A 24,777-nucleotide genomic window follows, 5' to 3' on the forward strand; every position below is an offset into this window, starting at 1 on the left:
GATGAAGGACAAAACGAGTGCAAAACCGGAGAGAAGTGTCCAAAAGCTTCTATCAGCTATGTTTGTTTAGTGTAAACTTGTGGAGGAGATATGTTTTCTGAGTATTATAAAGGCGTACATGGAGTAGAGTACAGGCTTTCAGATTTGCAGGAAACAAAAAAGGACTGAGTGAGGTGGGTTTCCTCACTCAGTTTTTCTTAAAAGAGGGAGTATAAAAATCTTGGTGTAGCAGTGAAGCTTTGAAAGCTTAACCTAGAAGAGCGAAGGCTACGCTCTTCGCTTGAAACGAAAAGACGCTCCCGCATTTTTCTTAATTAACGGGTCTGCTTATACAAAACCTGATAAAAACTCAAAAGTTTCTACAAAATTCATGTAAATGTTATTGTATTTTTAGTAATGAACTGGTAAGTTTTACATAGGATAATGATGGTACTCCTTCAAAAAAATTAAAAAAATGAAACGAGAAAGTAACATAATACGTATTACATAATAAGCAAACAAAAATATGAATGGGTAGAGGTGGTTGTAATGTTCCAATTTTTTCGAAGAATGAAAACGTTAGTAAGCTCTGAAGTCAACAATATGATTGATAAAGCAGAAGACCCGGTAAAAATGGTCGATGAGTATTTACGTGAAATGGAAAGTGAAATTGCAGAAATGGAAAGTACAACAGCAAAAATAATTGCAGAACAAAAATTACTTGCTCGAAAAAAAGAAGATACAGCTAAGTTAGTTGACACTCGAGAAGAGCAAGCATTAAAAGCGTTAGAAGAAAGCAATGAGGATTTAGCTAGACGGATTTTACTAGAAAAAAAGAGAGCAGAAACAGAGTATGCTGAAATCGCACAGTTGCATGAAAACTCATTGCAACAAGTTGAGGATTTAAAAACAAAGCTAAACGAAATGAAACATGAATACAGTGAAATGAAGCATAAGCGTGTCACATTAGTTGCACGTGCTGAAGCTGCGAAGGCAAAAGCACAAGCAAATCGTTTAATGTCTTCAGTGGAGTCTGGAAGTGCAAAACGAGGTTTTAACCGAATGGAAGAAAAAATAATGAGACAAGAAGCAGAAGCTGATGCAAGTGAAGAGCTTCGCGAAACGAACCAAAGCTTGGACAACGAAATTAAAGAACTCGATAAAAGGACAGAGGTTGATGCTGAATTAGCCCGTTTACGAGAGAAACTTACTCAAAAGGATGAGACGAAAGGTTAGATAATATGGAGATACTTGGATATTCCTTACAGTTTATATATTTAGTAGGACTTATTATAGGTGGAGTCCTTACACTTCTTTATATTTTACTTGGAGATATAATCGAAGGAATATTCGAGTTTATCCCAGATGGTATTTTTAACCCAAGTCTAGTTCTATCGTTCATTTCAATCTTAAGTGCAACAGGTTATTTACTTGAGCGCTTCACAGTAATGAATAGCTTTCTTATTTTGTTTATTTCAGGAGGTGGGGCGCTTTTATTTGTTACGTTACTTAATATTTTTATTTTTATCCCATTATCGAATGCGGAAGAATCGCTTGCCTACTCTGATGAAGACTTAAAAGGAAGAATTGGCAAAGTCATTTTGACGATTCCGAAAGATGGAGTTGGAGAAGTGTTAATTGAAAGCAAGACTCAACGCATTTCTAAATCAGCTAGAAGTTTTGACAATATAGACATTCCTTTTGAAACTGATGTACTCGTTATTGATGTAAAAGAAGGTGTCTTATATGTAACTGTTCATGAACAAATTGTGTAATTGAATCGAGGAGGAAGAGTATGGAAGTGATTATGATTGTTGTTGGTGTTGTCGTCGTCATTTTAATTGCATTAATAGGTGTATTTGTATCGAAGTATCGTACTGCAGGACCTGACGAAGCACTTATCGTAACAGGAAGTTATTTAGGAAAGAAAAATGTCAACGTGGACGAAGCGGGGAACCGCATCAAAATCGTTCGTGGGGGCGGTACTTTTATTTTACCCGTGTTCCAACAAGCAAAACCATTAAGCTTGTTATCTAGCAAACTCGATGTTCAAACTCCTGAAGTGTATACGGAACAAGGGGTACCTGTTATGGCTGATGGAACAGCTATTATTAAAATTGGTAGTTCTATCGGTGAAATTGCAACTGCAGCTGAACAATTTTTAGGGAAAACAAAAGCAGATAGAGAGCAAGAAGCAAAAGAAGTACTAGAAGGACATTTACGCTCTATTTTAGGTTCGATGACGGTTGAAGAAATTTACCGAAACCGAGAGAAATTTTCACAAGAAGTACAAAAGGTAGCATCATATGATTTAGCCAAAATGGGGTTAGTCATTGTCTCGTTTACAATCAAAGATGTACGCGATTCAAATGGATATCTTGATTCTTTAGGAAAACCGAGAATTGCGCAAGTCAAACGTGATGCTGATATTGCGACAGCCGAGGCAGTAAAAGAAACGAGAATTAAGCAAGCCGAAGCCGAAAAAGAAGCGAAAAAGTCAGAATTAGAACGAGCAACAGAAATTGCAGAGGCAGAAAAAAGCAATCAGTTAAAAATTGCAGAGTATCGCCAAGAGCAAGACCGAGCAAGAGCTCGTGCTGACCAAGCGTATCATTTAGAAGAAGCTCGTTCAAAACAAGAAGTAACAGAACAACAAATGCAAATTCAAATTATTGAACGTCAGAAGCAAATTGAGTTAGAAGAAAAAGAGATTCTACGTCGTGAAAAGCAATATGACTCGGAAGTGAAGAAAAAAGCAGATGCTGACCGTTATGCGGTTGAGCAAAGTGCAGAAGCTGAAAAACGCAAGCAACTTGCAGAGGCAGATGCAAACAAATATCGAATTGAAGCAATGGCCAAAGCCGAAGCAGAAAAAATTCGCATTGACGGGTTAGCGAAAGCGGAAGCAGAGAAAGCACAAGGGGAATCTGAAGCTGAAGTTATTCGTTTAAAAGGTTTGGCAGAAGCCGAAGCAAAAGAGAAAATTGCAGAAGCATACGAGCAATATGGAGAAGCTGCAATGCTCGATATGATTTTACAAATGTTACCTTCTTATGCGAAAGAAATTGCAAGTCCATTAGCGAATATTGATAAAATTACAGTTGTTGACACAGGTGGAAGCGGCAGCAACAGTGGGGCAAATAAAGTAACAGGTTATGCGACGGATTTAATGAGCACGTTACAAGAGTCGTTAAAAGCCTCTTCAGGTATTGATGTAAAAGGCCTGATTGAAAACTTATCTGGAAAAGGCAATGTGAGACATAGCATTGAGGAATTAACAGAAGAAATTAAAAGTCAAAAGAAAGTCGAACAACCGGATACAGAAGAATAATGAGAAGAGTGGAGGGGATTAGTCCTTTCCACTTCTTTTTTTGTTAAAGACTAAAATAAACTGAAACTATTGCTTCCTTATGGCGTCTTAGTATTCAAAAGGAGGTAATGAAAATGAAAAAGGGTATCGTTATTGCACTTTCTCTTGTTTTTACATTCATTGTTGTTGGGTGTCAATCTGAGGTTGAGGAACAAGGTCAAATCGAACAAGAAGAGACAGATTTAGCGGCAGGAGGAATTGAGTTAACTCAACAAATCCAAGGTGTGTTTAAACAAAAGCTTGACGGCGACCAAGTTATCATTGAACACAATGGCACCGAGGAAACATACTCAACAAAAGATGGAGTCGTTGGAGACCTTGACACTGTCCAAGAGGGAGAAGCGGTTTATTTTTCATATGGAACGAAAGAAGATGGAACACTTGTGTTAGAAACATTACGATTAGGTGAATAACCAAGGTAGTGATTTGTCTGTGGTTGGTTGGTGAGCCTCTCCAAGCTTATGCATTTGAGAGGCTCAAGACCATATCGTGAGGCTTACGGACATGTGTTCCGTTATTTTAATGAAAAGTCATGTATTTCAAATGTTAACGGACATACGTTCCGTTATAGTAGTAAAACAGCGAGTTTTTATCGCTCTTTTAGCTAGTTAGCGGAACGTATGTCCGTAAGAAATATAAAAAGAGATGTTTTGCATGAAATAGCGGAATAGAGGTCCGTTACGTTTAAACACAAGAAAAAAATGCGTCTTTAAGGACATTTTACCTACCGTTCATCTTCCCTACTGCTGAATTCCTTTTCTTAAACCGAATGTCCGACTGCAAAATAACCTGGAATGGAAACAGGGAGTGTACCGGATGCTGCTACTTCCCCGGTAAGTACTTTGCATAATGCGGTTTTCGCACCGGTTTCGATTTCATACGTACAAATATACGTACTAATCGTCGGGAAACATAAATAGTCATACGGGTTTCTCATCGCACACACAATTGTTTTTTGTTCATTGCCTTTCACTAGAGATTGTAAGAATTCTTTTTGAGCCTGACTAGAACTAGCATTATAGGTGACGAGGACAATTTGGTCGGCGTCTTTACACTTTTGCCGGAGTATATCTTCGTTCATCGTTGAATATTGGATTTCTTCTATATTCGTTAAGGAAGATAAATATGGCTGCAATGTCATTTGGTTATCGTAAATTTCATCTGCAACAGATGTCGCCTTAATTTCAGGTAAGAGGACAAGCGTTTTGTCGTTTCTCTTAAGAGGAAGTAAGTGATTCTCATCCTTTACAACGGTAATGCTTTTCTCGCTTAACCGCATAGATAGAGCTTGATTTCCAGCCTGTTGAAGTTGTTCTTCTGAGTAAGATGTCGGCTCGTTGAAAAGGCGTTTTTGTTTTAATGAGAGAATCCGTTTTACTGATTCATCAATCCGCTTTTCTGAAATGCGGCCTGAGTGGACGGCTTCTACTAAAGCATGTTTTGCTCGTTTTTGGAATTCATACGTATGGCTAAATAACACTAAATCAATGCCCGCTTCTACAGCACGAATGGTCGATTCTTCTACACCATACGTATCAAGAACAGCTTTCATTTCCATGCAATCGGTGACAATAACCCCTGTATATTTCATTTCCTCTCGTAACACATGAGTGACCATTTTTTTCGATAATGTAGAAGGGATATCTTCTACCGCCGGAAAGCAGACATGTGACACCATAATCGAGTCAACACCAGTTGCAACAGCCTCTTTAAATGGGACGAGCTCAAGCTCTTTAAGTTGTTCGTAGCTTTTTTCTACAATCGGGAGACCAAGATGTGAATCAACGGCAGTGTCGCCATGACCAGGAAAATGCTTTGGAACGGCAGAGACATTTGCTGCTTGATATCCTTCTACAGCTTTTGTTCCAAGCAGCGCTACGTGGTCAGGATCCTCTCCGTAGGAACGGACACCAATAACGGGGTTGTCAGGGTTATTGTTCACATCAATACAAGGAGCAAAGTTCATATTGATCCCGATTTGCTTTAATTGGTTTCCTACAACTTCACATAATTGCTTCACACCATCTGGATCATTGGCTGCACCTAACGCCATATTACCTGGACTTATTGTTACGCCTTTTGTGAGTCTTGTGACCATTCCGCCTTCTTGGTCAATCGTTAAAAATAACGGAATATCACTTTTTTCTTGTAGAGCTTTTGAGAGGCGGAATACTTGTTCAGGATTATTTGTGTTTCGCTTAAAATAACAAACACCACCGATTTTATCTGTTTCGATTAAGTCCATGATTTGTTCATTTGGTGTTAACCCGTCAAAACCAAACATAAACATTTGCCCAATTTTTTCATCCAATGACATCGTTTTTCGCAAATTCATCGCAATCCCCTACCTTTATTCATTTATTTTTTTATATGGAATATAGCTTTTCCACACGTCATAGCCAAACTTTTTATAAAAATCAACAAGATGAGTCCAGTCAATAAGCATCGTTGTTATTCCACTTTTTTGAAGAGCTACAATCGCAGCATTTACAATGACTTCTCCTAACCCTTGTTTTCGATAAGCAGGATCAATCCCTAAAGGTCCAATGCCTCCAACATGAGGAGTATGGAACAAAGGAGCCCAATTTAAATTCGAACCAATGAGAGGAGAATCTAGTTGATTGTGCCGGACAAAGCCGATGATGCTCCCTTTATCTTTCAGTAATGAAAATTCTTTTCCTGTTCCTCCTGCTTGAAAATAGTCAACTGCTTCATCATGCCAGCGGGAGCCGAAATGCTGTTGTAAAAAAGATAAAAAAGGCTCCTTGTCTTCCAGGCTGGCGAACTGAATCGTGTATGGACTTTGAATGGAAGGCGATGGCTCTGTCGGGGAATATTCGTTTTTCATATCAAAAACAGGCTCATCTTTTGTATAGCCTCTTTTTTCAAACCATTCATGAACATCTTTCCACTCAAGCGGGATTCCTGGGAAATAATGATACATATCTGTCCCAACAAAAATCGGGAATTGAGAAAAGTCATTTTCTGCTTTTTTAAGCAAAGCTGTTCCAATTCCTTTGTTTCGAAACGCTTTTTTTACAAAAAGAAGATGGATGTAGTGGTTGTTGTTTTGTACTTTGACTAATATGAATCCGACCATTTCGCCATGTTCATTAAAGGCGAAAGAGGAGCTTTGTTTACACAAAGCAGAAAAAGGACTATTTTGAATAAATAACCGATCAGATATTGGGTAGCTTTTTGAATACTCTTCATTCCAGAGCGACTGACAAATTTTTAAGTCTTTTTCATGAATTGCGGTATATGTAATATGCATAAGTCACCTCAAAGTGATATAGTGGTAAAGTTGTCTAGATAGGTTATCTATATTTAGATTGTATCATGACTTGTATAGATTGTGTTAAGTTTTTGTTTTTCATGAAAAAAACAAGTATAGTAGGAAGCAAGAAAAGGAGGAGTAGATATGAATAGCTACTTAGTTGTATTACATAAAGATGAAGATACAGTATCCTTTATTGATGTTAAAACAAGAGATACCGTGAAAACGATTGAAACAGATTATAATCCTCATGAAGTCGTTATTACGCCTGATGGGAAGAAAACGTATATTGCATGCTCACTAGGAAACAAATTAAATGTCATTGATAACGAGACATTTGAAGTTACGGATGTGATTGAACATCCCGATTTTGATTTTCCACATGGGTTAGGAATCACATCAGATGGCAAAAAATTATATGTGGCATCTACATATAGTGAGAAAGTGTTTGTCATTAACGTGGCGACGGAGGAAGTAGAAAAGGTCATTCCGACAAATCAAACATATTCACATATGATTGCGTTTTCTCCAGATGAAAAGGTCGCATATATTCCGAATATCGGAAGTAATAATATTACGGTTCTGAACACGGAAACAGATGAAATCATCACTCATTTTCCGGTTGGCAAAGGACCTGAAGGAATTGCGGTTCATCCAAATGGAAAACATTTGTATGTCGCAAACCAAGATGATAATAATTTACTCGTTATCGACCGAGAAACGTTAAAAGTAGATTATAAAAGAAGAATAGGAGCGGTTCCTGTTCGTCTTGTGTTTTCGCCTGACGGTAAATATGCACTCATACCGAACCGTGAGTCTGGAGATTTATCTATCATTGAAACAGAGCACGAGTTAAAAGGTGAAAAAAGACCGTGGGAAATTAAACGGATTCAGGTAGGGGTCTGGCCTGGTGGAACAGTTTTTAACCGTGAAGGCACGTATGCATACGTTGCCAATAATAAAACAAATGATATCTCGATTATCAATATGAGTACGTTAAAAGTAGAAGAAACGATTGATGTTGGAATCCATCCAGACGGGATTGCCTTTTTAACAAAATAAGAAAAAATACGATAACAGGCTTCTGTTATCGTATTTTTATGGAATGCTCATTAATAATAGAAGTAATTAAATGAAGAGGTGACATTTCTCCTTTAGAAAACCATGAAACTAATTTTTGTTGAGGTAAAAGAAGTTTCGCTATCATTTCTGCGGAGTAGCCTTTCGCTTGAAGCGATAATGTGCTTGCTGTTAACCGTTCTAAATATTCCTTTTTCGCAATAAAACTTTCTTTTCCGTTTTCAACAATACCAGCATGTCCACAAAAAACGGTTGAGAAATCATGTTTAAGTACGGTTTTTATTGACCGAAGCAAAATCGGGACAGATTCATTTGCCATACCATATAATAATCGCTTTGATAAAAATAAATCACCTGAAAACAGCCATTTTTCCTGTGGTTCCAACAACGCAATATGACCATCACAATGACCCGGTGTAGGAATAACAGTAAAGTGGTAATGATTTGTTTTTATTTCTGTTTCTAATACAAGACCGTTTGTGTGTTGTACCTTTCCCCATATGAGCCGGCGATAAAAAGGAATTACAACATCTTGTTCGAGTTGCTTTTTTGTAAGCGAACTCATATAAACGGGTATATTGTATTTGTCGGCAAGCCATTGCGCATTACCAATATGGTCTTCATGTGAATGGGTAAGAACAATGGCGGTAATTTTTTTATTTTTTACAAACGCTTCCACTGCTTTTCTAGCTGCTGGCGGCCCTGTATCAATTAAAAGACCATCCACATAATACACACAATATGTAAACGTTCGGCCCAATTTTTTAATAAGTCCTCTAAGGCAAGAAACTGGGCCGAATTGTTGAATTTTTGATACGGAAGACATCGTCATTATCTCCTTTTTCCTGTTAAACTAGATGTATTTTACCATATTGTAAGCTAGAAAGGGAATTTGTTAATTGGTCCGACTGTCTTCAATAATTTGAAATAAATCACCAATGGATAGTCCGCGAACTTCATCAAGTAAGCTATCAAGATTGTTATTTGGAGAAAGGGTACCACGTAGTAGAATTTGTATCGTTTGGTCTTTATCAAATAAAATGGATTGAACGTGTAAAGCATTTGTTAAAATTGCGGCGACGACGGCTAATTGTTGTGGGGTTAACTTGATTTGTTCTTCTTTTGCAAACCTTTGAAAATCTTTAAAATGATTTTTTTTATTTGAATTTTGATGGGACAATGGATTCACCATCCTAAGCAAGTTTTAAAAGAATAGAAACCATCTTGGTCTAGTCGTTGGTGGTTCTCTTAAGGTAGCTCCACTCATAAAGGAAATCGCAAGAAAAATACTAACAACTAGTAGAACCGTTCGTGATATTGGATTCATGTCCAGCCTCCGTTCCGAGCGTAAATCTCTTCTCATTACTGTATGCTTACATTGATTGTTAAGTGATTGGTTAGGTGACTTTAAATTAGAAAAAGCACCCTAAAAAGGCTGCTTTAATAGTTGCACTTCATTTTTTTGTAAAACTTCCTCTAACCAATTCGAACTTTTTTCAAAAAGTTGATGTTCAAATGAATAACTTGAAAATGTATGATCGGCCTTTGCAATGTAAAACACATCCGTTTTTGTCTGTCTGTTTTTTAAGCTGTCAAAATATAATTGGGCATTTCCTTTCGGTACATCTTCATCCATTTCTGCATGTGCGATAAGGACTGGCTGTTTATAGGAGGCTACAGATAAAAGTGGTTCGTGTCGCTTTAAGTCTTGAAAGAATTGCTCACTAATATAAAATCCCTGATAATCATAAACGCCTTCTTTTGCGGCTTTTTTTACGGCAAGTAAGCCTGTAATTCTTGTAATGTCTTGGAAAGGGTTTGCAACTGGAGACCATAATAGTAATTGTTTTACTCGATTGTCTATAGATGCAGTAAGAGAGGCAACAGCGCCACCTAAACTATGACCAATGACAGTAATCTGTTCTTTGTTCACTTCAGGAATCTCTTCAATATAGTCAAGTGTGCTTTGAAGTTCGTGGATTTGATTCGTTAATGTGACATCGCTATAATCGCCTTCACTTTCGCCACAACCGCGAAAATCAAATCGAAACACAATAAAACCTTTTTCCGAAAAATATCTCGCTGCTTTCACAAACAAACGATGTTCTCCTACTTTGCTTCCGACAAAACCGTGAACAAGAACAATGGCAGGGTATTGCTTATTTTGTTCAAGCTTTGGATAGTGAATCGCACCAGATAGTAGGGAACTGTTTGAATAAAAAGAAACCAAATTCATCGTCATAGTAGACACCTGCCTATATTATTTTTATTATTCCTATTTGTTTACTTGGTTTTAATTATAGTGAGAAATAAATAAACTGTCAACAGAAAATAAAACAGGGACTTGACGGTCAATTACGGTTGCGACTACGATGAAAAGAGTGAACATATAAATGGGGGCGTAAATGGATGGAATTTAAAATGAACCGCATGATGGAGCAGTTGCCTGAACAATATTTTGCGAAGCTTGTTGGGAAAGTAAATCAGCTTAAACAACAAGGAGCAGACTTAATTAATTTAGGACAAGGCAATCCTGATCAGCCAACACCTGAACATATTGTAAAGAGCTTACAAGAGGGGGCAAACAATCCTAACTTTCATAAATACTCGCCTTTTCGAGGTTACGGTTTTTTAAAAGAAGCGGTTGCCACCTATTATAAGCGGGAATTTAATGTCGATATTGACCCAGAGCAAGAAGTGTGTATTTTATTCGGCGGGAAAGGCGGCTTAATTGAAATTAGCCAATGTTTGCTTAATCCCGGCGATGTTGCGTTAGTGCCAGACCCAGGATATCCAGATTATTGGTCTGGTGTGGCGTTAGCAGGTGGAAAGATGGAAATGATGCCATTGAAAGCAGAACATGATTTTTTACCTAACTATGAAGAGATTCCACAAGAAAAATTGAACCAAGCTAAACTATTATTTTTAAATTATCCGAACAATCCAACAGGGGCAACAGCACCTTTGGCGTTTTATGATCAGACCGTTTCATTTGCTAGAAAAAACAAACTTTGCGTAGTTTCAGATTTTGCTTATGGTGCCATTGGATTTGATGGGAAAAAGCCAGTTAGTTTTTTACAAGCAGAAGGAGCAAAAGACATCGGAATTGAAATTTATACATTATCAAAAACTTTTAATATGGCAGGCTGGCGTGTTGGGTTTGCAGTAGGGAATCGTTCTGTCATTGAGATGCTAAATGTCTTACAAGATCATCTTTACGTAAGTTTATTCGGTGCGATCCAACAAGCAGCAGCTACGGCTTTATTAGAATCTCAGGATTGTGTGGAACAGCTCGTCACTTTATATGAAAAACGTAGAAACCACCTCATCTCCGGTTTGCAATCGATTGGTTGGGATGTAAAGGCGCCACAAGGATCTTTCTTTTCATGGCTCCCTTGCCCCAATGGCATGACATCAGACGAGTTTGCCGATTTATTATTGCAAAAATCTCATATTGCGGTTGCACCAGGGCGTGGATTTGGTCAGTGGGGAGAAGGATATGTGCGTGTCGCATTACTTGAGGATCTTGAAAGGCTAGAAGAAGTGGTGGCAAGAATTGATAAATTAAAACTTTTCTAACGAGGAGGTAGGGTTTTATGAAAATAGCGATTTATCAAATGGATATCGTCCCAGCAGACCCAGTGGCAAACCGCGAAAAAGTGAAGAATTGGGTGGAAGAAGTGATGGCAGCTGAAAGCCCAGATATGCTTGTTTTACCAGAAATGTGGACAACAGCGTATACATTACCGGATTTGCATACATTAGCAGAAACAGAAAAAAAAGAAACCGCACAATGGTTAGCATCATTAGCAAAAACCTATGATGTCAATATTATCGGTGGCTCGATAGCGACGATGGAAAATGAGAAAATATATAACAGAGCGCTCGTGTTTGACCGCGTGGGAAATTGTATTCATCAATACGATAAAATGCACTTAGTCCCTATGCTTGACGAACATCTTTATTTAGCAGGAGGAAAAGAAAAAGCAGCGATTTTTACGGTAGATGGCATTAAGATTGGTGTTATTATTTGTTATGACTTGAGATTCCCTGAACTATCCAGACAATTAGCGTTAGCTGGAGCTGAAATTATTGTAATTGTAGCGGAGTGGCCAGAAGCAAGAAAGGATCATTGGCGAATTCTTCAAAGAGCGAGAGCAATTGAAAATCAATGTTTTATCGTCGCTGCCAACCGAGTGGGAACGTATAACGATGTTCAATTTTGCGGGCGGTCAACGGTCGTCTCACCGTGGGGAGAAGAAATAGCAGAAGGGTCTATGGAAAAGGAAGAAACGATTATCGTAACGATTGATTCCACTCAAGTACGCTCAGTACGGAATCAAGTACCCGTGTTTCAAAGCCGGCGCCCGAATTTATATGAATAAAGAGTCGCGTCTGTGAGTGTTCTTCTTTTATGGAAGGCAATGGAGGACAAAACAAGAGGAAAAGTGAGAGAAAGTGTCCTTCATAAAGGGTATGAAGGACAAAACGAGAGGAAAAACGAGAGAAAGTGTCCTTCATAAAGGAGATGAAGGACAGAACGAGAGGGAAAACTTGAGAAAGTGTCCTTCATAAAGGCGATGAAGGACAAAACGAGAGGGAAAACTTGAGAAAGTGTCCTTCATAAAGGCGATGAAGGACAAAACGAAGGAAAAAATGAAAGAAAGTGTCCTTCATAATTTAGAAATTGCAGTGAAGCGCCAAAGCACATTCTAGAAGAGCGAAGGTTGCGCACCTACGCATTTCATCTCAAAAAGAGCACTTGGAGTTCACTGTCAAAAGCGGGCAGCGCTCCGCACTTCGCTTGAAACGAAAAGACGCTCCCGCATTTTTCTAATCAAAGGCTTCTCCTCTTCTAATTTCCACAAGTCATCTTACGTAAACAAAGCTTGTAGTGCTTCTTCGTAATTTCCTTTGACTACCCCTTTTTCAGTAATAATCCCGGTTATAAGGTGTGACGGTGTCACATCAAATGCAGGATTAAACACTGGAATATTAGTAGGGGCAATTAGTTCGTTTTGAATCCGGCGAATTTCATCTGGGTGCCGTTCTTCAATTTTGATGTCATCGCCGGTTTTCGTTGATAAGTCAATGGTCGATAACGGAGCAGCGACGTAAAACGGAACGCCCAATGCTTGAGCAATGATGGCAATACCAAACGTACCAATTTTATTGGCCGTATCGCCGTTCGCTGCCACTCGGTCAGCCCCAACAATGACGGCATTGATCGAATTTGTTTTCATCGTATGAGCCACCATATTATCAGTAATTAAAGTCACATCAACTCCTAGATTTTGAAGCTCCCATGCAGTTAGTCGAGCCCCTTGCAAAACAGGGCGAGTCTCGGTCGCGAATGCGCGTAACGATAAGCCGCGTTCTTTTCCGAGATAAAAAGGAGAAAGCGCAGTTCCGTATTTCGCTGTTGCAATTCCACCTGCATTGCAATGAGTTAAGACTGTATCTCCATCTTTAAGCAAGGTCCATGCATGTTCTCCGATTTGTCGACAAACTTCTTCGTCTTCTAGGTCAATCCGAATTGCTTCCTCAACAAGTTGCGCTTGTGCTTGCTCGATAGAATCCGTGTTTCTAATTGATGAAACAAGTCGCTCTAACGCCCAAAAAAGATTAACGGCAGTAGGACGAGCAGAGCATAAATAGTCTTTTTTTACGCTGAGCTCCTTTTTAAACTTATCAACACTGTCAAACGTCGCTTGAGACGCCCATAACGCTAAACCGTAACTAGCTGTAATCCCAATAGCAGGGGCGCCACGCACTTTTAATTCAAAAATACTTTCCCATACATCTTCAATTGTGCGAAGAGTAATAAATTCTGTTTTCTTTGGGAGCAACCGTTGATCAAGTAAAATGATGGAATCGGTATTCCATTCAACTGCACGTATTGTCATGCTTCTTTCACAACCTTTATAACGTTTTTAATCGAAACTATAGTATGACGAGTTAAAATAAGTTGTTTTCCAAGCAATAATGCTTCTTTCTTGACTTGTTCTTTGACTTTTTCGTCTTGTATGCTTTCGATATCTTCAACCTGGGCAAGTCCAATGGTTCTTCTGATGATTTTACAACCGGCAAAGCCGATAGCATCAGCAAAAACATGAGCTAAGAAAGTTTCACGGAATTCCCTTTCTTGAAACAAGGGATCTGTACCATTTGTTTCCCATAAAGACTGAAACGTACTTTCAAATGTGTTCCATACATCTTCCAATAAAGATAATAAATAGTGTTGGTAGGAAGATAATGTTTCATCATTAGGTGCGTGCCCGATTTGAGCTACATAATTTAAGATAATGTTAGCAATAAAAGCACCAAGGTCAAAACCGATCGGGCCAACAAAAGCAAACTCAGGATCAATGACTTTTGTTTCTTCTGTACTAGAAAAAATACTTCCTGTATGCAAATCCCCATGAATTAAAGCTTCACTATGAGTTAGAAAGGTATGCTTTAATAAAGCCACTTCTTTTAATAAATCACGGTCACTCCAAATGACATCAGCAATAAAAGGACGGAGCGACTCTGGGAAGTCATTTGTATCATGGTCAAAAAATGGATCTGTAAAAACGAGATCCTCTGTAATTTTACATAACTCAGGGTTTGCAAATGTCGCTTGGAGTTGTTTCTTTTTTTGCTGGTCCATGCCAAAATCCGATGTGAAAAATAAAGTGTGAGCCAAATACAGACCAATATCCTTTGCGACATTTGGATAGTGATTCCCTTGGATTAGACCTTTTCTCATAATAACAAGATGAGATAAGTCATCCATCACGGTTACCGCTTGTTCGATATCAGAATAATGAACTTTTGGGACAAATTGCGGTAATAAGGAATACGCTTTTTGTAGAGCTTCACTTTCAATTCGCGCCCGATCTAATGTGAGCGGCCAGCTTGTACCCACGACTTTCGCGTATGGTAGTGCTTGTTTAATAATATAAGAATGATTTGAATCTTGATGAGAGACTCGAAAAACAAGATTTAAGTTGCCATCCCCAATTTCTTGGCAAAAGACAGAATCAGATTCGGCAAATAGTCCAATCGACTGAAGTAGTGAGACCGCCGTCTTTTCAGTAAGTGGTAGATATTCCTTATATTCACGTTTCATTGACTTCCTCCCCATCCGATAAGAAAAACCCTCTTGTCCATACGACAAAGAGGGTTGAATAATAGACTTCATCCCTCTTATCTTTCAGAGCCGTTTGCTCTGTTGGAAGTAGCACCATAGCGTTATAGCCGGTTGCCGGGCGTCATCGGTCCAAATCCCTCAGCCTTCTCTTGATAAGAGTTATACATATGATTGAAATCATAACTGGCAAAAGTCAAATTGTCAATTAGATTCAGAAAAATTCGTCAATAATTATGCTTTCATGACGAAATGTATGGATAGAGTGGAAACGGTGAGGATAATTAGTATTGACATAACTGAAAAAACAATAGATAATCATCACAAAATCAAAGAGCGTGAGAAAGCAAAGCGAAAGGTGGATAAATTGTGGGACAAGTTATCGCTACATATCGAGTTGATGACCCGAAAAATTTAGAAAAAAAAGCTCAATCCATTGCCATTGGTCTGACTGTAGGTTCTTGGACAGACTTGCCGCTTGTACTTCAGGAGCAAATGAAAAAGCATAAGGGAACGGTTGTCTCGACTAGTGAAACTTCGGATGGTTATGGAGCAATTAAAATTTCATACCCTAGTGTAAATTACACAAATGATTTGCCTGCCATTCTGACAACAACGTTTGGAAAGCTTTCTCTTGATGGGAAGATTAAGCTCCTCGACTTGGAGCTGTCAGAGGATTTAAAATCAGCATACCCTGGACCGCAGTTTGGCATCGAAGGCATCCGTTCTATGCTTGACAGTCATGAAAGACCGTTATTAATGAGCATTTTTAAAGGGGTTATCGGACGCGATTTATCGTATTTACAAGAGCAAATGAAAGAACAGGGCTTAGGCGGGGTAGATGTTGTTAAAGATGATGAGATTTTGTTTGAAAATGAATTAACCCCTCTAACGGACAGAGTAAAGGTTTGTAAAGAAGCATTAAGACAAAGTTATGAGCAAACAGGCAAAAGGACTTTATACGCCGTTAATATTACAGGTCGCACATTTTCCATTATCGACCAAGCAAAACGCGCAGTGGAAGCAGGGGCAGATGCTTTATTATTTAATGTGTTTTCCTACGGGCTCGATGTACTCCAAGCTTTGGCAGAAGAAAAAGAAATTCACGTTCCGATTATGGCACATCCGGCTATGTCAGGGGCTTTTATTTCTTCTCCTGAGTATGGATTTTCGCCAGCATTGCTTTTAGGAAAATTGTTGCGGGTCGTAGGGGCTGACTTTGTTCTATTTCCATCACCATATGGCTCGGTTGCGATGGAGAAAGAAGCCACTCTTGGTATTGCGAAAAATTTAACAAGTGCGGATGGGCATTTTAAAACCGCATTTCCTGTTCCGTCAGCAGGTATTCATCCAGGGTTAGTTCCTCAGCTTTTTGCTGACTTTGGAGTGGATAGTATTATTAATGCTGGTGGAGGAATACACGGCCATCCAAATGGAACAGCGGCAGGAGCTAGAGCATTTGTAGCAGCCATTGAAGGAACATTAAGAAATGAGTCACTAGAAGAAATCGCTAAAGGAAGTGAAGAGCTTGCCAAAGCACTTAATATATGGGGAGATGCAAAGTAAAGACATTGTTATTTTTTGTGATTTCGATGGGACAATTACAAACAATGATAACATAATTGAAATTATGAAAAAGTTTGCTCCACCCGAGTGGTTATTGATCGTTGATGAAATATTAGCAAAAAAGAAATCACTTCAAGATGGAGTAGGAGAAATGTTTGCCTTATTGCCAACATCCAAAAAAAACGCAATCATAGACTTTACACTAGAACAAGCTGAAATACGCCAAGGGTTTGATGACTTTGTCCAATTTACGAGTGAGCAAGGCATTGAATTGAATGTCGTAAGTGGAGGAATAGACTTTTTCGTTGAGCCTTTGCTACATAAGTATCCATTACCCATTTATTGTAACGAGGCTAATTTTTCTGGTGATACGATAAAAATTGAATGGCCACATCCATGTGATGAGAATTGTCAAAAGGAATGTGGGTGCTGTAAGCCATCGATTATTCGAAAATTGAGCAAAGGTAGATTCCGCATCGTTATTGGGGATTCCATTAGTGATTTGCAAGCTGCGAAACAAGCGGATTTAGTTATTGCAAGAGACTACTTACTTGCAGAGTGCAAACAATTACAACTACCTTATCAACCATTTGAAAGCTTCTTTGATGTCATTGATATCTTAAAGCAAATCGAGGTGACGTCGTGAAACAACAATGGAAAGAAATTGCTGACATAAAGAGAGAGCTCGGTCAACGACAATGGTTTCCCGGTACAAGTGGAAACTTGTCGATTAAAGTGAGTGATGACCCTTTAACTTGTCTTGTATCTGTTAGTGGGAAAGATAAATATAAAGAAACGGATGAAGACTTTGTACTTGTTGATGAAGAAGGGAAACCTATCGACTCTACATTAAAACCTTCAGCTGAAACGGACATTCACCTAGAAGTGTATAAGAAAACAACGGCTTCTTGTAGCTTGCATGTTCACACGGTTGAAAACAATGTTATTTCTGAACTATATGCTTCAAAAGGAGCAGTGACATTTAATAGTCAAGAATTAATTAAAGCATTTGGGATTTGGGATGAAAATGGAGAAATTGTCATTCCTATTGTTGAAAACATTCACGATTTACCAAAGCTAGCAAACGAAATAAAAGAAGTCATTACACCTGAAACAAGAGCCGTTTTAATACGCAATCATGGGATAACCGTATGGGGAGATAGCGCCTTTGAGGCAAAACGTCATTTAGAGGCTTGTGAGTTTTTGTTTTCGTATCATTTAACATTAATGCAAGCAAAAGCAAATTTTAATTAGGGGGAAGATGAAATGGCAGTAATTAAAGTTAGAAATAGTGGAGAAGTGATTGAAGGTGTTGAAAACGTAGGTGCTTTTCTAGAATCACAAGGTGTATTATATGAGCATTGGGATATGGATAAATTACCTGATCCATTAAAAGAGAAATTTACGTTATCCGATGCGGAAAAACAAGAGATTTTAAAGGCGTTTGATACGGAAATCCGCTCGCTTGCGGAAAGAAGAAATTATGGCAATTGGGATATCGTTGCTCTTTCTGATGCGACACCGAACTTAGAAGACCTATTAAAGAAATTTGAACAAGTGCATACTCATACGGATGATGAAGTCCGAGCGATTACAGCTGGACATGGTATTTTTATTGTAAAAGGAAATGATAACTTAGGATATTTTGATATTGAATTAGAAGCGGGTGACGTTATTTCCGTACCTGAACATACCCCGCATTTCTTTACGCTAATGGATGACCGACAGGTTGTTGCTGTCCGGTTATTTATTGATACGGATGGATGGGTAGCACATCCATATGAAGAAAAAGAACACCAAGTGTAAAACAAGAGGAAACGAGATGAGACATAAAGTTTGTGTACTTCTGATTATTGGACTACTTTTATTAGTAATACTGCCAACTCACGGACAAGCTTCTCAACAACAAGATGATATTATTATTACGACTGAGCAAGTGGCAGAAACCGTTTCAAGTTTATTGCAATTTGATGAAAATCCAAAGATACTCGTTTTTTTGACGGCGATAGTGTTTTTACCACAACTCCCGTCGTTTCAACGATTTATAGATTCTTTTATTCCACTCTTACTTATACAAAAAAGGCTAATGCCAATTAAACGGCAAAGCACCGCGTTCACTCCTTTCTTTTCTTAGCAAAAGATTAGGAAAGGAGAGACGAAGGATGGAAAAGGAAAAAAAGGAACAGGAAATCATCGTAAAAGAAGCCATAAATGGTGTTGTTGTAGGTATACTGATGATGACAGTTGTCTTTTTACTTGCTCATTTCGTTTTTGATATGCCGTTTTTCCCATAATACAAATAGAGGTTGGGACACCGTTAAATGACGTATGTCCCAACCTTTTTTCTGACAGTCGCTGTAACTGAAAGAGAGTAAAAATGAAGTCATGAAATACTAGTCTTTTTACATAGTTTTTTTTTCAACATTATGGTATATTAATAGTAAATTCCCCACAAAAAACCCCTCAGTTCATCAAATTTAGCCACAACAAACAAAAATCCATTGATAGAGAGATAGACAAGGAAAGGAGAATACGCTTGGAAAAGCTCAAGTATTTAAATGATCGTGAGCTAGAACAGGTAAAACAATTGCAAGAAAAAATGAATGAGGCTGATACTTATAACGAGTCGAAAAAGTACATTACGGAGATTACTCTCATTATTGAAAAAGCAAGAATTCGTTATATGGAAAACAGAAAAAAAGAAATTCAATAACCGTTATTGAAATGCCACAATCCATTAGGGGGAACAGGCATATAAGATTACCGTTTTCCCCTAGCGGATACTAGTATTTTGGCTTTTTCCATTTTAAATACCACCAAAACCCTATTAAAAATATACATAACAAAATAACCCCATACAAACTATACTTTATAAGATATTCTTTAATAATATACCATCTGTACCCTAACTCATGACCTAAAATAAGGAAGATGATCACCCATAAAAGGGCACCTGAGTAAGAATACAGAGCAAAACGTTTAAAATTATATCTAGAAATCCCCGCAACATAACCTGTGACTTGACGAATGCCAGGAATAAAAAAACCAATAAATAAAAGGATTGGCCCGTATTTTTGAAATTTTTCTTGGACAAAAGTTATTCTTTTATATGTGATTTTAATTTTGGGACCATATTTAAGTAAAAATGGAAACCCAAGCCGAACCCCTAAATAGTAACTCAATGAGATGCCTCCGATTGCCCCGATAGAAGCAGATAAAAAAGAGAGCAAAAATGTCAATTTCCCTTTATAAATGTAAAAACCGATAAACGTTAATAGCACTTCGTCAGGAATAGGTAATCCGACGATACCCCCTAATAAAATAAGAATAATAGCAAGATAGCCATAATTCGATAAAAAATATTCAAAAAGTTCCATATGATACCCCATTTACTATGAAAGCCACTCTTAAATAAAGCGATAGTTCTTCTTATCCATTTTAAACATTTGGTGAACAAATAACCATGATTATTCAAAGAACTTTCGAGAAATTTTTATAACCGTTGACAATTTTCTCCCCTATCGGTACGTTTGATATAAAGGGAAAAAGGGGGAGGTTTGTATGTTTAATAAAATTTTACTTGCTGCTGATGGTTCTGAACATTCTATAAAAGCGGCTGAGAAAGCAATTTCCATTGCTAAAGGGAATGAACAAGCCAAAATAACTGTATTATATGTGGTTGATGGACAGACGTCAAAAGCGGATGTTCTTAGAAATTGGGATGCGTTAGGGATAAAAGAAAACAGAAAGGCAAAGCTTAAAAAAATAGAGGTTCAAGCAAACAAGGAGAACGTGCCATTTGAAGTGAAAATTATTCGAGGGGAGCCAGGACCTGCGATTGTTAAATATGCAAATGAAAATCAGTTTGACCTCGTCGTCATAGGAAGTCGTGGTTTAAACGCCCTACAGGAAATGGTCTTAGGTAGCGTTAGTCATAAAGTTGCAAAAAGAGTATCATGTCCGGTTTTGATCGTTAAATAATGGGGGATGAAAGAAAGGTGGTTCCATGTGGAATTCTCAAATAAAGCTTTATTTATTATTATTTTAGGAATTGGTTTACTTTATGGTTTATTGTATTGGATAATCGGGAGTCGTCTCATTTCTTAAAAAACGGTTCAAAGTACAGAAGGAATATTAGAGGAGAAAGTGGAATTAGCTCATCAACGTGAATTGATGAGTTTTTTTATATTAGAAAAGTTTTGGTATAGCAGTGAAGCTTTGAAAGTTTAATCTAGCTCCCGCGTTTTTCTTTATTTGTAACTATTTTTGAAATACAGCGTCTATTATTTGTGAGGAGGTGTAATCGGTTGGAGAGTCAGTTTGATTATTTATATGAAACCTATCACCAGTCATTATTTCAATTTATATTTTATATGGTTCGAAACCGGGAAACGGCGGAAGAACTTGTTCAAGAGGTATATATTAAAGTATTGCAGTCGTATGAGAAATTTGAAGGGAAAAGTTCCGAAAAAACATGGCTATATTCGATCGCTCGACATGTTGCCATTGATTGGATCCGAATGCAAAATCGCCAAAAGCGAAAGTGGTTAGGATTACTTTCCCCGATTGAAAATGAAGTGGTAAAAGATTCTGCGCCTCTTCCAGAAGAAATTGTAACCCAACGAGAAGAAATACGACAAATGTATCAAGGCTTACAGCAGTGTACCATTGATCAACAACAAGTGATTGTTCTTCGTTATATTCAATCTTTATCAATAACAGAAACAGCGACCATATTAGGATGGACAGAAAGTAAAGTGAAAACAACACAGCATCGTGCTGTCAAAGCATTAAAAGGCTTTGTAGAACACCCTAATTTAGCAAAGGTGAAGGAGGGGTAAGATGAACGAGCATAATGTAAAAGAGATGGAAGGACCGTTTGAACAACAATTACGACAAATGCCATTAATTGAAGATAAACGTTCTAAAGACGTCGTTTTCCAACAACTTCAGCAGCGAATGAACAACACCCCGACTGTAAAAAGAAAAAACGTCAAATGGGTAATCCCTAGTATTGCGAGTGTCGCCGCTTTGTTTCTACTCGTCATTTTAGTGCCGCAGTTTTTAAATGGCGGAGAAGGTGAAGCAGACTTTGTCACGATGGAGCAAATACAAGAAGATTATGACCAAGGAAATATGCAAAATGAAATTTATTCTGCAGGGATGGCTGAAAGTGCAGTAGAGCTTGAGCAATCTAGCGGAGTGGAGTATCTTGAGGTCATACGTCAAGAAGAGCTTGCAGCAGATGAGCGAGTGTACGGGATTGCCCTAACAGTAGTAACAGAGCTGGGAACGTATAGTATCCCTGTTAGCATTGTTGGAAGTGTAGATAATCGACTAGAACAAGTAAGAGACTTAATTGATCAGTTTGAACCAAAGGCTGTTGGGCTAGATGAAAGTAAATTAAAAGGCATGACCTTTGAGGAAGTAAATAAAAACACAGTACGCTTAATGATTCCTGATGACATGTTATTAGGTGGTTCATCGGGACAAGAAGAAGCGATTATTCAAGCAGCAGAGCATACGTTTTCCAACTTAGGTTATGGAACATTGATTGTGGAAACTGTTTCAGGAGAAGATTTAGGGAATTATGCGAATGGAGTGACACTGTCGTTACTCGATAAAAAATATGGGTATCAAGTGTTTACGACTGAACAAAATTATATGGTTTTAGTACCGATGTTCTATGAGGAGTTTGAAGTGGGATCGTTTGAACAAGCGTTACAACAAATGGACATTAGTTGGGAAGAAGACATTAAAAGCGTATTTCAAGTAGCCGAAGTGGAGGTCCCGGAAGTACAAGTAACTGAAAAGGGGCCGGCTATTGTTAAATTTCAAGAAGGAACAGTCCTTTCTGATGTAAATGAACATATAGCGTTAGTGGATGCGATTTTATTAACGGCACGCTACTACGATATTGCTGAAGTTCAATTTGAAAATGCTGGTATAGATGTTGTTGGAGATTACGACATGACGTCACCGATTTCCACAGAACTTTATAGTAATGGTTTTATTGAAGGAAGTTAGAATGAAAAGGCCGTATGAATTAGATTTCATACGGCCTTTTTGGGAGGTTGACTCCATCTTAACGTTTCGGACATTCGTTCCGGTATTTCTTGTTTTTTTAAGGAGAGCGGCTTCCCTATGAGAAAAATAGCGGTATATAAGTCCGATAGCTTCCACTAGTGAGCCAGATTCGATACTATAGCGGAACAGATGTCCGTTAAAGTTGTCACAAGAACCCATTTCGTTCACAACCTTATGCATGTGTATGACGTGTCGAGTGAACAGAGCCTGTTAATAACGTGGTTGAAAAGGCGGTTGCAGTAACGGCAATTGTCGATAACAGTAATTCTGTCGGTGAAATCACATAAAGGCCAGCAACAACGACGAGAATATCAACGACAAAAATAACGATTCCGACGTTCACTTTTGTAGCATCAGCAACCATTTGAGCGAGTAAATCTAATCCACCTGTACTAATATCATAGCGAAACATATACCCTACACCGACTCCAAGAAGCAAACCGCCGACAACAGCACTTGTTAGTGGACCAAAGGTATATTGATTAAAGGGGAAAAGTGAGCAAAGATCGATAAAAAGAGCAGAAACGACTAACCCGGGAATACTTTTATAAAAAAAGAGGCGATAGGATTTCCACGCCATGATGTAAATAGGAACACTGATGACAACAATGGTTATTCCTACTTCCACATTCCATAAATAATGAAAAATTAATCCTAATCCGATTATACCCCCATCCAAAATGTGATAAGGAATAAAGAAAAGGTTAATCCCTATACCGATAATTAGACTTCCTAGTATGACTGCTTGAGCTTCTTTCCACATGACGATGAACCCCATTCCTTCCTAAGGCTTGTATCATCATATGCAACAAAACCAGAGGGAAGAACAAGGAAAAACGACCAAGCTTCTCGCTTCGTCGTTTTTATCTTTTGTACATATTGGTATTGCAGTGAAGCTTTGAAAGGTTATTCTATAAGACATTTAGAAAGGCTGTAGCAATCCCAAAATAAATCATTAACGAAAAAATGTCATTTAGTGTTGTAATGAGTGGTCCCGAAGCAACGGCTGGGTCAACACCCAACCGATAAAGGAGTAGTGGTATAACGGTTCCAGCTAGTGTACCGATAATGAGAGTTAGTAATAAAGACAACCCAACGACAAAACCAAGGACCATGTTTTGCTCCTGCCAAAAATAAGCAATAATTGAAATCAATAAACCACACGTGATACCAATGATAATTCCGACACGCAATTCACGGAAAATAAGTCGGATCGTTGTTTTTCGGTCAACATCGGTTGTTACGATTCCTCGAACGACAACAGCTAATGATTGGGTTCCTGTGTTCCCTGTCATTCCAGCAATCATTGGCATAAAGAAAATAAGTGCAACCACTTGTTCAAGTGTTGCTTCAAAGCGACTGATGATTCCACCGGAAACGAGCCCAATAAATAATAAAAGAATAAGCCATGGCAACCGTCTCGTCGAAGCAACGGTTGCTTTCGTATTAAAGTCAATGTCTTTCCCTGTTGCAGAAATCTTATGAATGTCTTCATTTGCTTCTTCAATTAACACATCCATCGCATCATCGACCGTAATAATTCCAAGAAGTGTATTCTCATTATCGATAACAGGAACTGAAATAAAGTCATAACGCTCGATAATTTGAGCCACTTCTTCTTGGTCTGCATCAACAGGAACAGAGACTACGCGACTAAACATAAGGTCGCTAATTTTATCTTCAAGATTGGCAATAAGTAAATCACGGTAAGAAATAACGCCGACTAGTTTTTTATTGTCGTTAATGACATAAAGATAATAAATATTTTCAGAAAAACTAGCGTAATGCTTCAGCTTGTCTACTGCTTCTCTTACAGTGTGATATTCTTTAATCCAAATAAACTGATTTGTCATTAATCCACCTGCAGTATCAGGAGGATAGCTCATTAAATCACGAACGGTTTGAGATTCTTCTTGTTTCATTCCTTCAAGGAACTCTTGGATTCGGTCCACAGATAACTCGCTAAGTAAATCGGCAAGATCATCGTTATCCATTAAGTTCATAATGTTTGAGGAACGTTCAATTCCTAATTTATGTAAAATTTCGATTTGCATGTCACTTTCTAATTCTTGAATTAAATCAGCAATTTGTTGAGGGGTTAAAAATAGTAAAAATTTATGATGGTGCTTTTCAGGAAGACCGCGATAAAGCTGAGCAAAATCATAGGGGTGAAGCTCGTCTAATATTTCTTGTATCGCAGCTTTTTTTGATTCTTTTAAATATTTTATTACTAATACGAGCATTTGATTTTCCGTCATGTTTTTAACCATCATCTCACCTCAAAAC

28 protein-coding genes and 1 riboswitch are annotated in these 24,777 nt (G+C 38.1%); of the genes, 17 read left to right on the forward strand and 11 right to left on the reverse strand.

Annotated elements, in window-relative coordinates:
• Positions 1–528: 528 nt before the first annotated feature.
• The 4 genes from T323_RS0125185 to T323_RS0125200 all read left to right on the forward strand — a co-directional run bounded on the left by T323_RS0125185 (position 529) and on the right by T323_RS0125200 (position 3,762).
• Complete coding sequence (locus T323_RS0125185) at positions 529–1,215, forward strand: PspA/IM30 family protein (protein WP_026675730.1); 687 nt, start codon at positions 529–531, stop codon at positions 1,213–1,215.
• A 5-nt stretch (positions 1,216–1,220) separates the two neighbouring features.
• Positions 1,221–1,754, forward strand: coding sequence for an NfeD family membrane protein (locus T323_RS0125190; protein ID WP_026675731.1), 534 nt, complete (start codon positions 1,221–1,223; stop codon positions 1,752–1,754).
• Between the two features lie 20 nt (positions 1,755–1,774).
• Positions 1,775–3,310, forward strand: coding sequence for a flotillin lipid rafts scaffold protein FloT (floT, locus tag T323_RS0125195; protein ID WP_026675732.1), 1,536 nt, complete (start codon positions 1,775–1,777; stop codon positions 3,308–3,310).
• Between the two features lie 113 nt (positions 3,311–3,423).
• Positions 3,424–3,762, forward strand: coding sequence for a hypothetical protein (locus T323_RS0125200; protein ID WP_026675733.1), 339 nt, complete (start codon positions 3,424–3,426; stop codon positions 3,760–3,762).
• A 347-nt stretch (positions 3,763–4,109) separates the two neighbouring features.
• On the opposite strand, the gene nagZ is transcribed toward T323_RS0125200, so the two are convergent.
• Positions 4,110–5,684 carry a beta-N-acetylhexosaminidase gene (gene nagZ / locus T323_RS0125205; RefSeq protein ID WP_026675734.1) on the reverse strand — a complete coding sequence of 525 codons (1,575 nt, stop codon included), beginning with the start codon at positions 5,682–5,684 and terminating at the stop codon, positions 4,110–4,112.
• Between the two features lie 15 nt (positions 5,685–5,699).
• Positions 5,700–6,623 (reverse strand): GNAT family N-acetyltransferase, encoded by a 924-nt coding sequence (locus T323_RS0125210; protein WP_051556726.1) that lies wholly within the window; start codon positions 6,621–6,623, stop codon positions 5,700–5,702.
• 147 nt (positions 6,624–6,770) lie between these two features.
• On the opposite strand from T323_RS0125210, the gene T323_RS0125215 reads away from it, so the two are divergent.
• Positions 6,771–7,688 carry a YncE family protein gene (locus T323_RS0125215; RefSeq protein ID WP_026675736.1) on the forward strand — a complete coding sequence of 306 codons (918 nt, stop codon included), beginning with the start codon at positions 6,771–6,773 and terminating at the stop codon, positions 7,686–7,688.
• A 25-nt stretch (positions 7,689–7,713) separates the two neighbouring features.
• Here T323_RS0125215 and T323_RS27685 read toward each other — a convergent pair whose 3' ends face one another.
• From T323_RS27685 to T323_RS0125230, 4 genes are all read right to left on the reverse strand, one after another.
• Positions 7,714–8,532, reverse strand: coding sequence for an MBL fold metallo-hydrolase (locus tag T323_RS27685; RefSeq protein WP_051556727.1), 819 nt, complete (start codon positions 8,530–8,532; stop codon positions 7,714–7,716).
• A 69-nt stretch (positions 8,533–8,601) separates the two neighbouring features.
• A complete protein-coding gene (locus tag T323_RS27690) occupies positions 8,602–8,886 on the reverse strand; it encodes a hypothetical protein (RefSeq protein ID WP_051556728.1) in 285 nt (94 codons plus the stop codon).
• 24 nt (positions 8,887–8,910) lie between these two features.
• Positions 8,911–9,033, reverse strand: a complete 123-nt coding sequence (locus T323_RS29645; RefSeq protein ID WP_279390781.1) for a hypothetical protein — start codon at positions 9,031–9,033, stop codon at positions 8,911–8,913.
• A gap of 99 nt (positions 9,034–9,132) precedes the next feature.
• On the reverse strand, positions 9,133–9,948 hold the full coding sequence (locus tag T323_RS0125230) for an alpha/beta hydrolase family protein (RefSeq protein ID WP_051556729.1): 816 nt from the start codon (positions 9,946–9,948) through the stop codon (positions 9,133–9,135).
• A 167-nt stretch (positions 9,949–10,115) separates the two neighbouring features.
• Between T323_RS0125230 and T323_RS0125235 the strand changes: the two genes are divergently transcribed.
• Both T323_RS0125235 and T323_RS0125240 read left to right on the forward strand, forming a co-directional pair.
• Positions 10,116–11,285, forward strand: coding sequence for a pyridoxal phosphate-dependent aminotransferase (locus T323_RS0125235; protein WP_026675738.1), 1,170 nt, complete (start codon positions 10,116–10,118; stop codon positions 11,283–11,285).
• 17 nt (positions 11,286–11,302) lie between these two features.
• Positions 11,303–12,091 carry a carbon-nitrogen family hydrolase gene (locus T323_RS0125240; protein ID WP_026675739.1) on the forward strand — a complete coding sequence of 263 codons (789 nt, stop codon included), beginning with the start codon at positions 11,303–11,305 and terminating at the stop codon, positions 12,089–12,091.
• 489 nt (positions 12,092–12,580) lie between these two features.
• On the opposite strand, the gene mtnA is transcribed toward T323_RS0125240, so the two are convergent.
• Both mtnA and mtnK read right to left on the reverse strand, forming a co-directional pair.
• Entirely contained in the window at positions 12,581–13,612 is a 1,032-nt protein-coding gene (gene mtnA, locus T323_RS0125250; protein WP_026675740.1) for an S-methyl-5-thioribose-1-phosphate isomerase, read from the reverse strand.
• Positions 13,609–14,820 carry an S-methyl-5-thioribose kinase gene (mtnK, locus tag T323_RS0125255; protein WP_026675741.1) on the reverse strand — a complete coding sequence of 404 codons (1,212 nt, stop codon included), beginning with the start codon at positions 14,818–14,820 and terminating at the stop codon, positions 13,609–13,611. The genes mtnA and mtnK overlap by 4 nt, the downstream gene beginning before the upstream one ends.
• A gap of 74 nt (positions 14,821–14,894) precedes the next feature.
• Positions 14,895–15,000, reverse strand: a riboswitch (SAM riboswitch).
• Positions 15,001–15,207: 207 nt separating this feature from the next.
• Between mtnK and T323_RS0125260 the strand changes: the two genes are divergently transcribed.
• The 7 genes from T323_RS0125260 to T323_RS29270 all read left to right on the forward strand — a co-directional run bounded on the left by T323_RS0125260 (position 15,208) and on the right by T323_RS29270 (position 19,117).
• The gene (locus T323_RS0125260) at positions 15,208–16,404 is read left to right on the forward strand and encodes a 2,3-diketo-5-methylthiopentyl-1-phosphate enolase (protein WP_026675742.1); all 1,197 of its coding nucleotides are present in this window, start codon (positions 15,208–15,210) and stop codon (positions 16,402–16,404) included.
• Positions 16,394–17,050, forward strand: a complete 657-nt coding sequence (locus tag T323_RS0125265; protein WP_035179990.1) for a 2-hydroxy-3-keto-5-methylthiopentenyl-1-phosphate phosphatase — start codon at positions 16,394–16,396, stop codon at positions 17,048–17,050. Before T323_RS0125260 ends, T323_RS0125265 begins: the two co-directional genes overlap by 11 nt.
• The gene (locus T323_RS0125270) at positions 17,047–17,658 is read left to right on the forward strand and encodes a methylthioribulose 1-phosphate dehydratase (RefSeq protein WP_026675744.1); all 612 of its coding nucleotides are present in this window, start codon (positions 17,047–17,049) and stop codon (positions 17,656–17,658) included. The genes T323_RS0125265 and T323_RS0125270 overlap by 4 nt, the downstream gene beginning before the upstream one ends.
• Positions 17,659–17,670: 12 nt before the next feature.
• The gene (gene mtnD / locus T323_RS0125275) at positions 17,671–18,210 is read left to right on the forward strand and encodes an acireductone dioxygenase (RefSeq protein WP_026675745.1); all 540 of its coding nucleotides are present in this window, start codon (positions 17,671–17,673) and stop codon (positions 18,208–18,210) included.
• Between the two features lie 16 nt (positions 18,211–18,226).
• Entirely contained in the window at positions 18,227–18,538 is a 312-nt protein-coding gene (locus T323_RS0125280) for a hypothetical protein (protein ID WP_026675746.1), read from the forward strand.
• A gap of 28 nt (positions 18,539–18,566) precedes the next feature.
• On the forward strand, positions 18,567–18,698 hold the full coding sequence (locus T323_RS29650) for a hypothetical protein (protein ID WP_279390782.1): 132 nt from the start codon (positions 18,567–18,569) through the stop codon (positions 18,696–18,698).
• A 242-nt stretch (positions 18,699–18,940) separates the two neighbouring features.
• A complete protein-coding gene (locus T323_RS29270) occupies positions 18,941–19,117 on the forward strand; it encodes a hypothetical protein (protein WP_169737925.1) in 177 nt (58 codons plus the stop codon).
• Between the two features lie 70 nt (positions 19,118–19,187).
• On the opposite strand, the gene T323_RS0125295 is transcribed toward T323_RS29270, so the two are convergent.
• Complete coding sequence (locus tag T323_RS0125295; RefSeq protein WP_156942535.1) at positions 19,188–19,781, reverse strand: DedA family protein; 594 nt, start codon at positions 19,779–19,781, stop codon at positions 19,188–19,190.
• Between the two features lie 184 nt (positions 19,782–19,965).
• On the opposite strand from T323_RS0125295, the gene T323_RS0125300 reads away from it, so the two are divergent.
• The 3 genes from T323_RS0125300 (at position 19,966) to T323_RS0125315 (ending at position 22,431) form a co-directional block, all read left to right on the forward strand.
• Positions 19,966–20,385, forward strand: a complete 420-nt coding sequence (locus T323_RS0125300; RefSeq protein ID WP_026675749.1) for a universal stress protein — start codon at positions 19,966–19,968, stop codon at positions 20,383–20,385.
• A 326-nt stretch (positions 20,386–20,711) separates the two neighbouring features.
• The gene (gene sigX, locus T323_RS0125310) at positions 20,712–21,245 is read left to right on the forward strand and encodes an RNA polymerase sigma factor SigX (protein ID WP_026675750.1); all 534 of its coding nucleotides are present in this window, start codon (positions 20,712–20,714) and stop codon (positions 21,243–21,245) included.
• Between the two features lies 1 nt (position 21,246).
• Positions 21,247–22,431, forward strand: a complete 1,185-nt coding sequence (locus tag T323_RS0125315) for a hypothetical protein (RefSeq protein ID WP_026675751.1) — start codon at positions 21,247–21,249, stop codon at positions 22,429–22,431.
• 232 nt (positions 22,432–22,663) lie between these two features.
• Here the strand turns inward: T323_RS0125315 and T323_RS27695 are convergent, their stop codons facing one another.
• Together T323_RS27695 and mgtE are read right to left on the reverse strand one after the other, a co-directional pair.
• Positions 22,664–23,254, reverse strand: coding sequence for a YitT family protein (locus T323_RS27695; RefSeq protein WP_035179968.1), 591 nt, complete (start codon positions 23,252–23,254; stop codon positions 22,664–22,666).
• Between the two features lie 148 nt (positions 23,255–23,402).
• Positions 23,403–24,761 carry a magnesium transporter gene (mgtE, locus tag T323_RS0125325; RefSeq protein WP_026675752.1) on the reverse strand — a complete coding sequence of 453 codons (1,359 nt, stop codon included), beginning with the start codon at positions 24,759–24,761 and terminating at the stop codon, positions 23,403–23,405.
• Positions 24,762–24,777: the final 16 nt, after the last annotated feature.

Source organism: Alkalihalobacillus bogoriensis ATCC BAA-922 (assembly GCF_000621445.1).
Taxonomy (GTDB): Bacteria; Bacillota; Bacilli; order Bacillales; family Bacillaceae_F; genus Bacillus_AO; species Bacillus_AO bogoriense.

Bases quoted from the DNA above. Each gene is read 5' to 3' on its own strand.
- T323_RS0125185 (WP_026675730.1), top strand. From the start codon at position 529: ATGTTCCAATTTTTTCGAAGAATGAAAACGTTAGTAAGCTCTGAAGTC.
- T323_RS0125190 (WP_026675731.1), top strand. From the start codon at position 1,221: ATGGAGATACTTGGATATTCCTTACAGTTTATATATTTAGTAGGACTT.
- floT (WP_026675732.1), top strand. From the start codon at position 1,775: ATGGAAGTGATTATGATTGTTGTTGGTGTTGTCGTCGTCATTTTAATT.
- T323_RS0125200 (WP_026675733.1), top strand. From the start codon at position 3,424: ATGAAAAAGGGTATCGTTATTGCACTTTCTCTTGTTTTTACATTCATT.
- nagZ (WP_026675734.1), bottom strand. From the start codon at position 5,684: ATGAATTTGCGAAAAACGATGTCATTGGATGAAAAAATTGGGCAAATG.
- T323_RS0125210 (WP_051556726.1), bottom strand. From the start codon at position 6,623: ATGCATATTACATATACCGCAATTCATGAAAAAGACTTAAAAATTTGT.
- T323_RS0125215 (WP_026675736.1), top strand. From the start codon at position 6,771: ATGAATAGCTACTTAGTTGTATTACATAAAGATGAAGATACAGTATCC.
- T323_RS27685 (WP_051556727.1), bottom strand. From the start codon at position 8,532: ATGTCTTCCGTATCAAAAATTCAACAATTCGGCCCAGTTTCTTGCCTT.
- T323_RS29645 (WP_279390781.1), bottom strand. From the start codon at position 9,033: ATGAATCCAATATCACGAACGGTTCTACTAGTTGTTAGTATTTTTCTT.
- T323_RS0125230 (WP_051556729.1), bottom strand. From the start codon at position 9,948: ATGACGATGAATTTGGTTTCTTTTTATTCAAACAGTTCCCTACTATCT.
- T323_RS0125235 (WP_026675738.1), top strand. From the start codon at position 10,116: ATGGAATTTAAAATGAACCGCATGATGGAGCAGTTGCCTGAACAATAT.
- T323_RS0125240 (WP_026675739.1), top strand. From the start codon at position 11,303: ATGAAAATAGCGATTTATCAAATGGATATCGTCCCAGCAGACCCAGTG.
- mtnA (WP_026675740.1), bottom strand. From the start codon at position 13,612: ATGACAATACGTGCAGTTGAATGGAATACCGATTCCATCATTTTACTT.
- mtnK (WP_026675741.1), bottom strand. From the start codon at position 14,820: ATGAAACGTGAATATAAGGAATATCTACCACTTACTGAAAAGACGGCG.
- T323_RS0125265 (WP_035179990.1), top strand. From the start codon at position 16,394: ATGCAAAGTAAAGACATTGTTATTTTTTGTGATTTCGATGGGACAATT.
- mtnD (WP_026675745.1), top strand. From the start codon at position 17,671: ATGGCAGTAATTAAAGTTAGAAATAGTGGAGAAGTGATTGAAGGTGTT.
- T323_RS0125280 (WP_026675746.1), top strand. From the start codon at position 18,227: ATGAGACATAAAGTTTGTGTACTTCTGATTATTGGACTACTTTTATTA.
- T323_RS29650 (WP_279390782.1), top strand. From the start codon at position 18,567: ATGGAAAAGGAAAAAAAGGAACAGGAAATCATCGTAAAAGAAGCCATA.
- T323_RS0125295 (WP_156942535.1), bottom strand. From the start codon at position 19,781: ATGGAACTTTTTGAATATTTTTTATCGAATTATGGCTATCTTGCTATT.
- T323_RS0125300 (WP_026675749.1), top strand. From the start codon at position 19,966: ATGTTTAATAAAATTTTACTTGCTGCTGATGGTTCTGAACATTCTATA.
- T323_RS0125315 (WP_026675751.1), top strand. From the start codon at position 21,247: ATGAACGAGCATAATGTAAAAGAGATGGAAGGACCGTTTGAACAACAA.
- T323_RS27695 (WP_035179968.1), bottom strand. From the start codon at position 23,254: ATGTGGAAAGAAGCTCAAGCAGTCATACTAGGAAGTCTAATTATCGGT.
- mgtE (WP_026675752.1), bottom strand. From the start codon at position 24,761: ATGGTTAAAAACATGACGGAAAATCAAATGCTCGTATTAGTAATAAAA.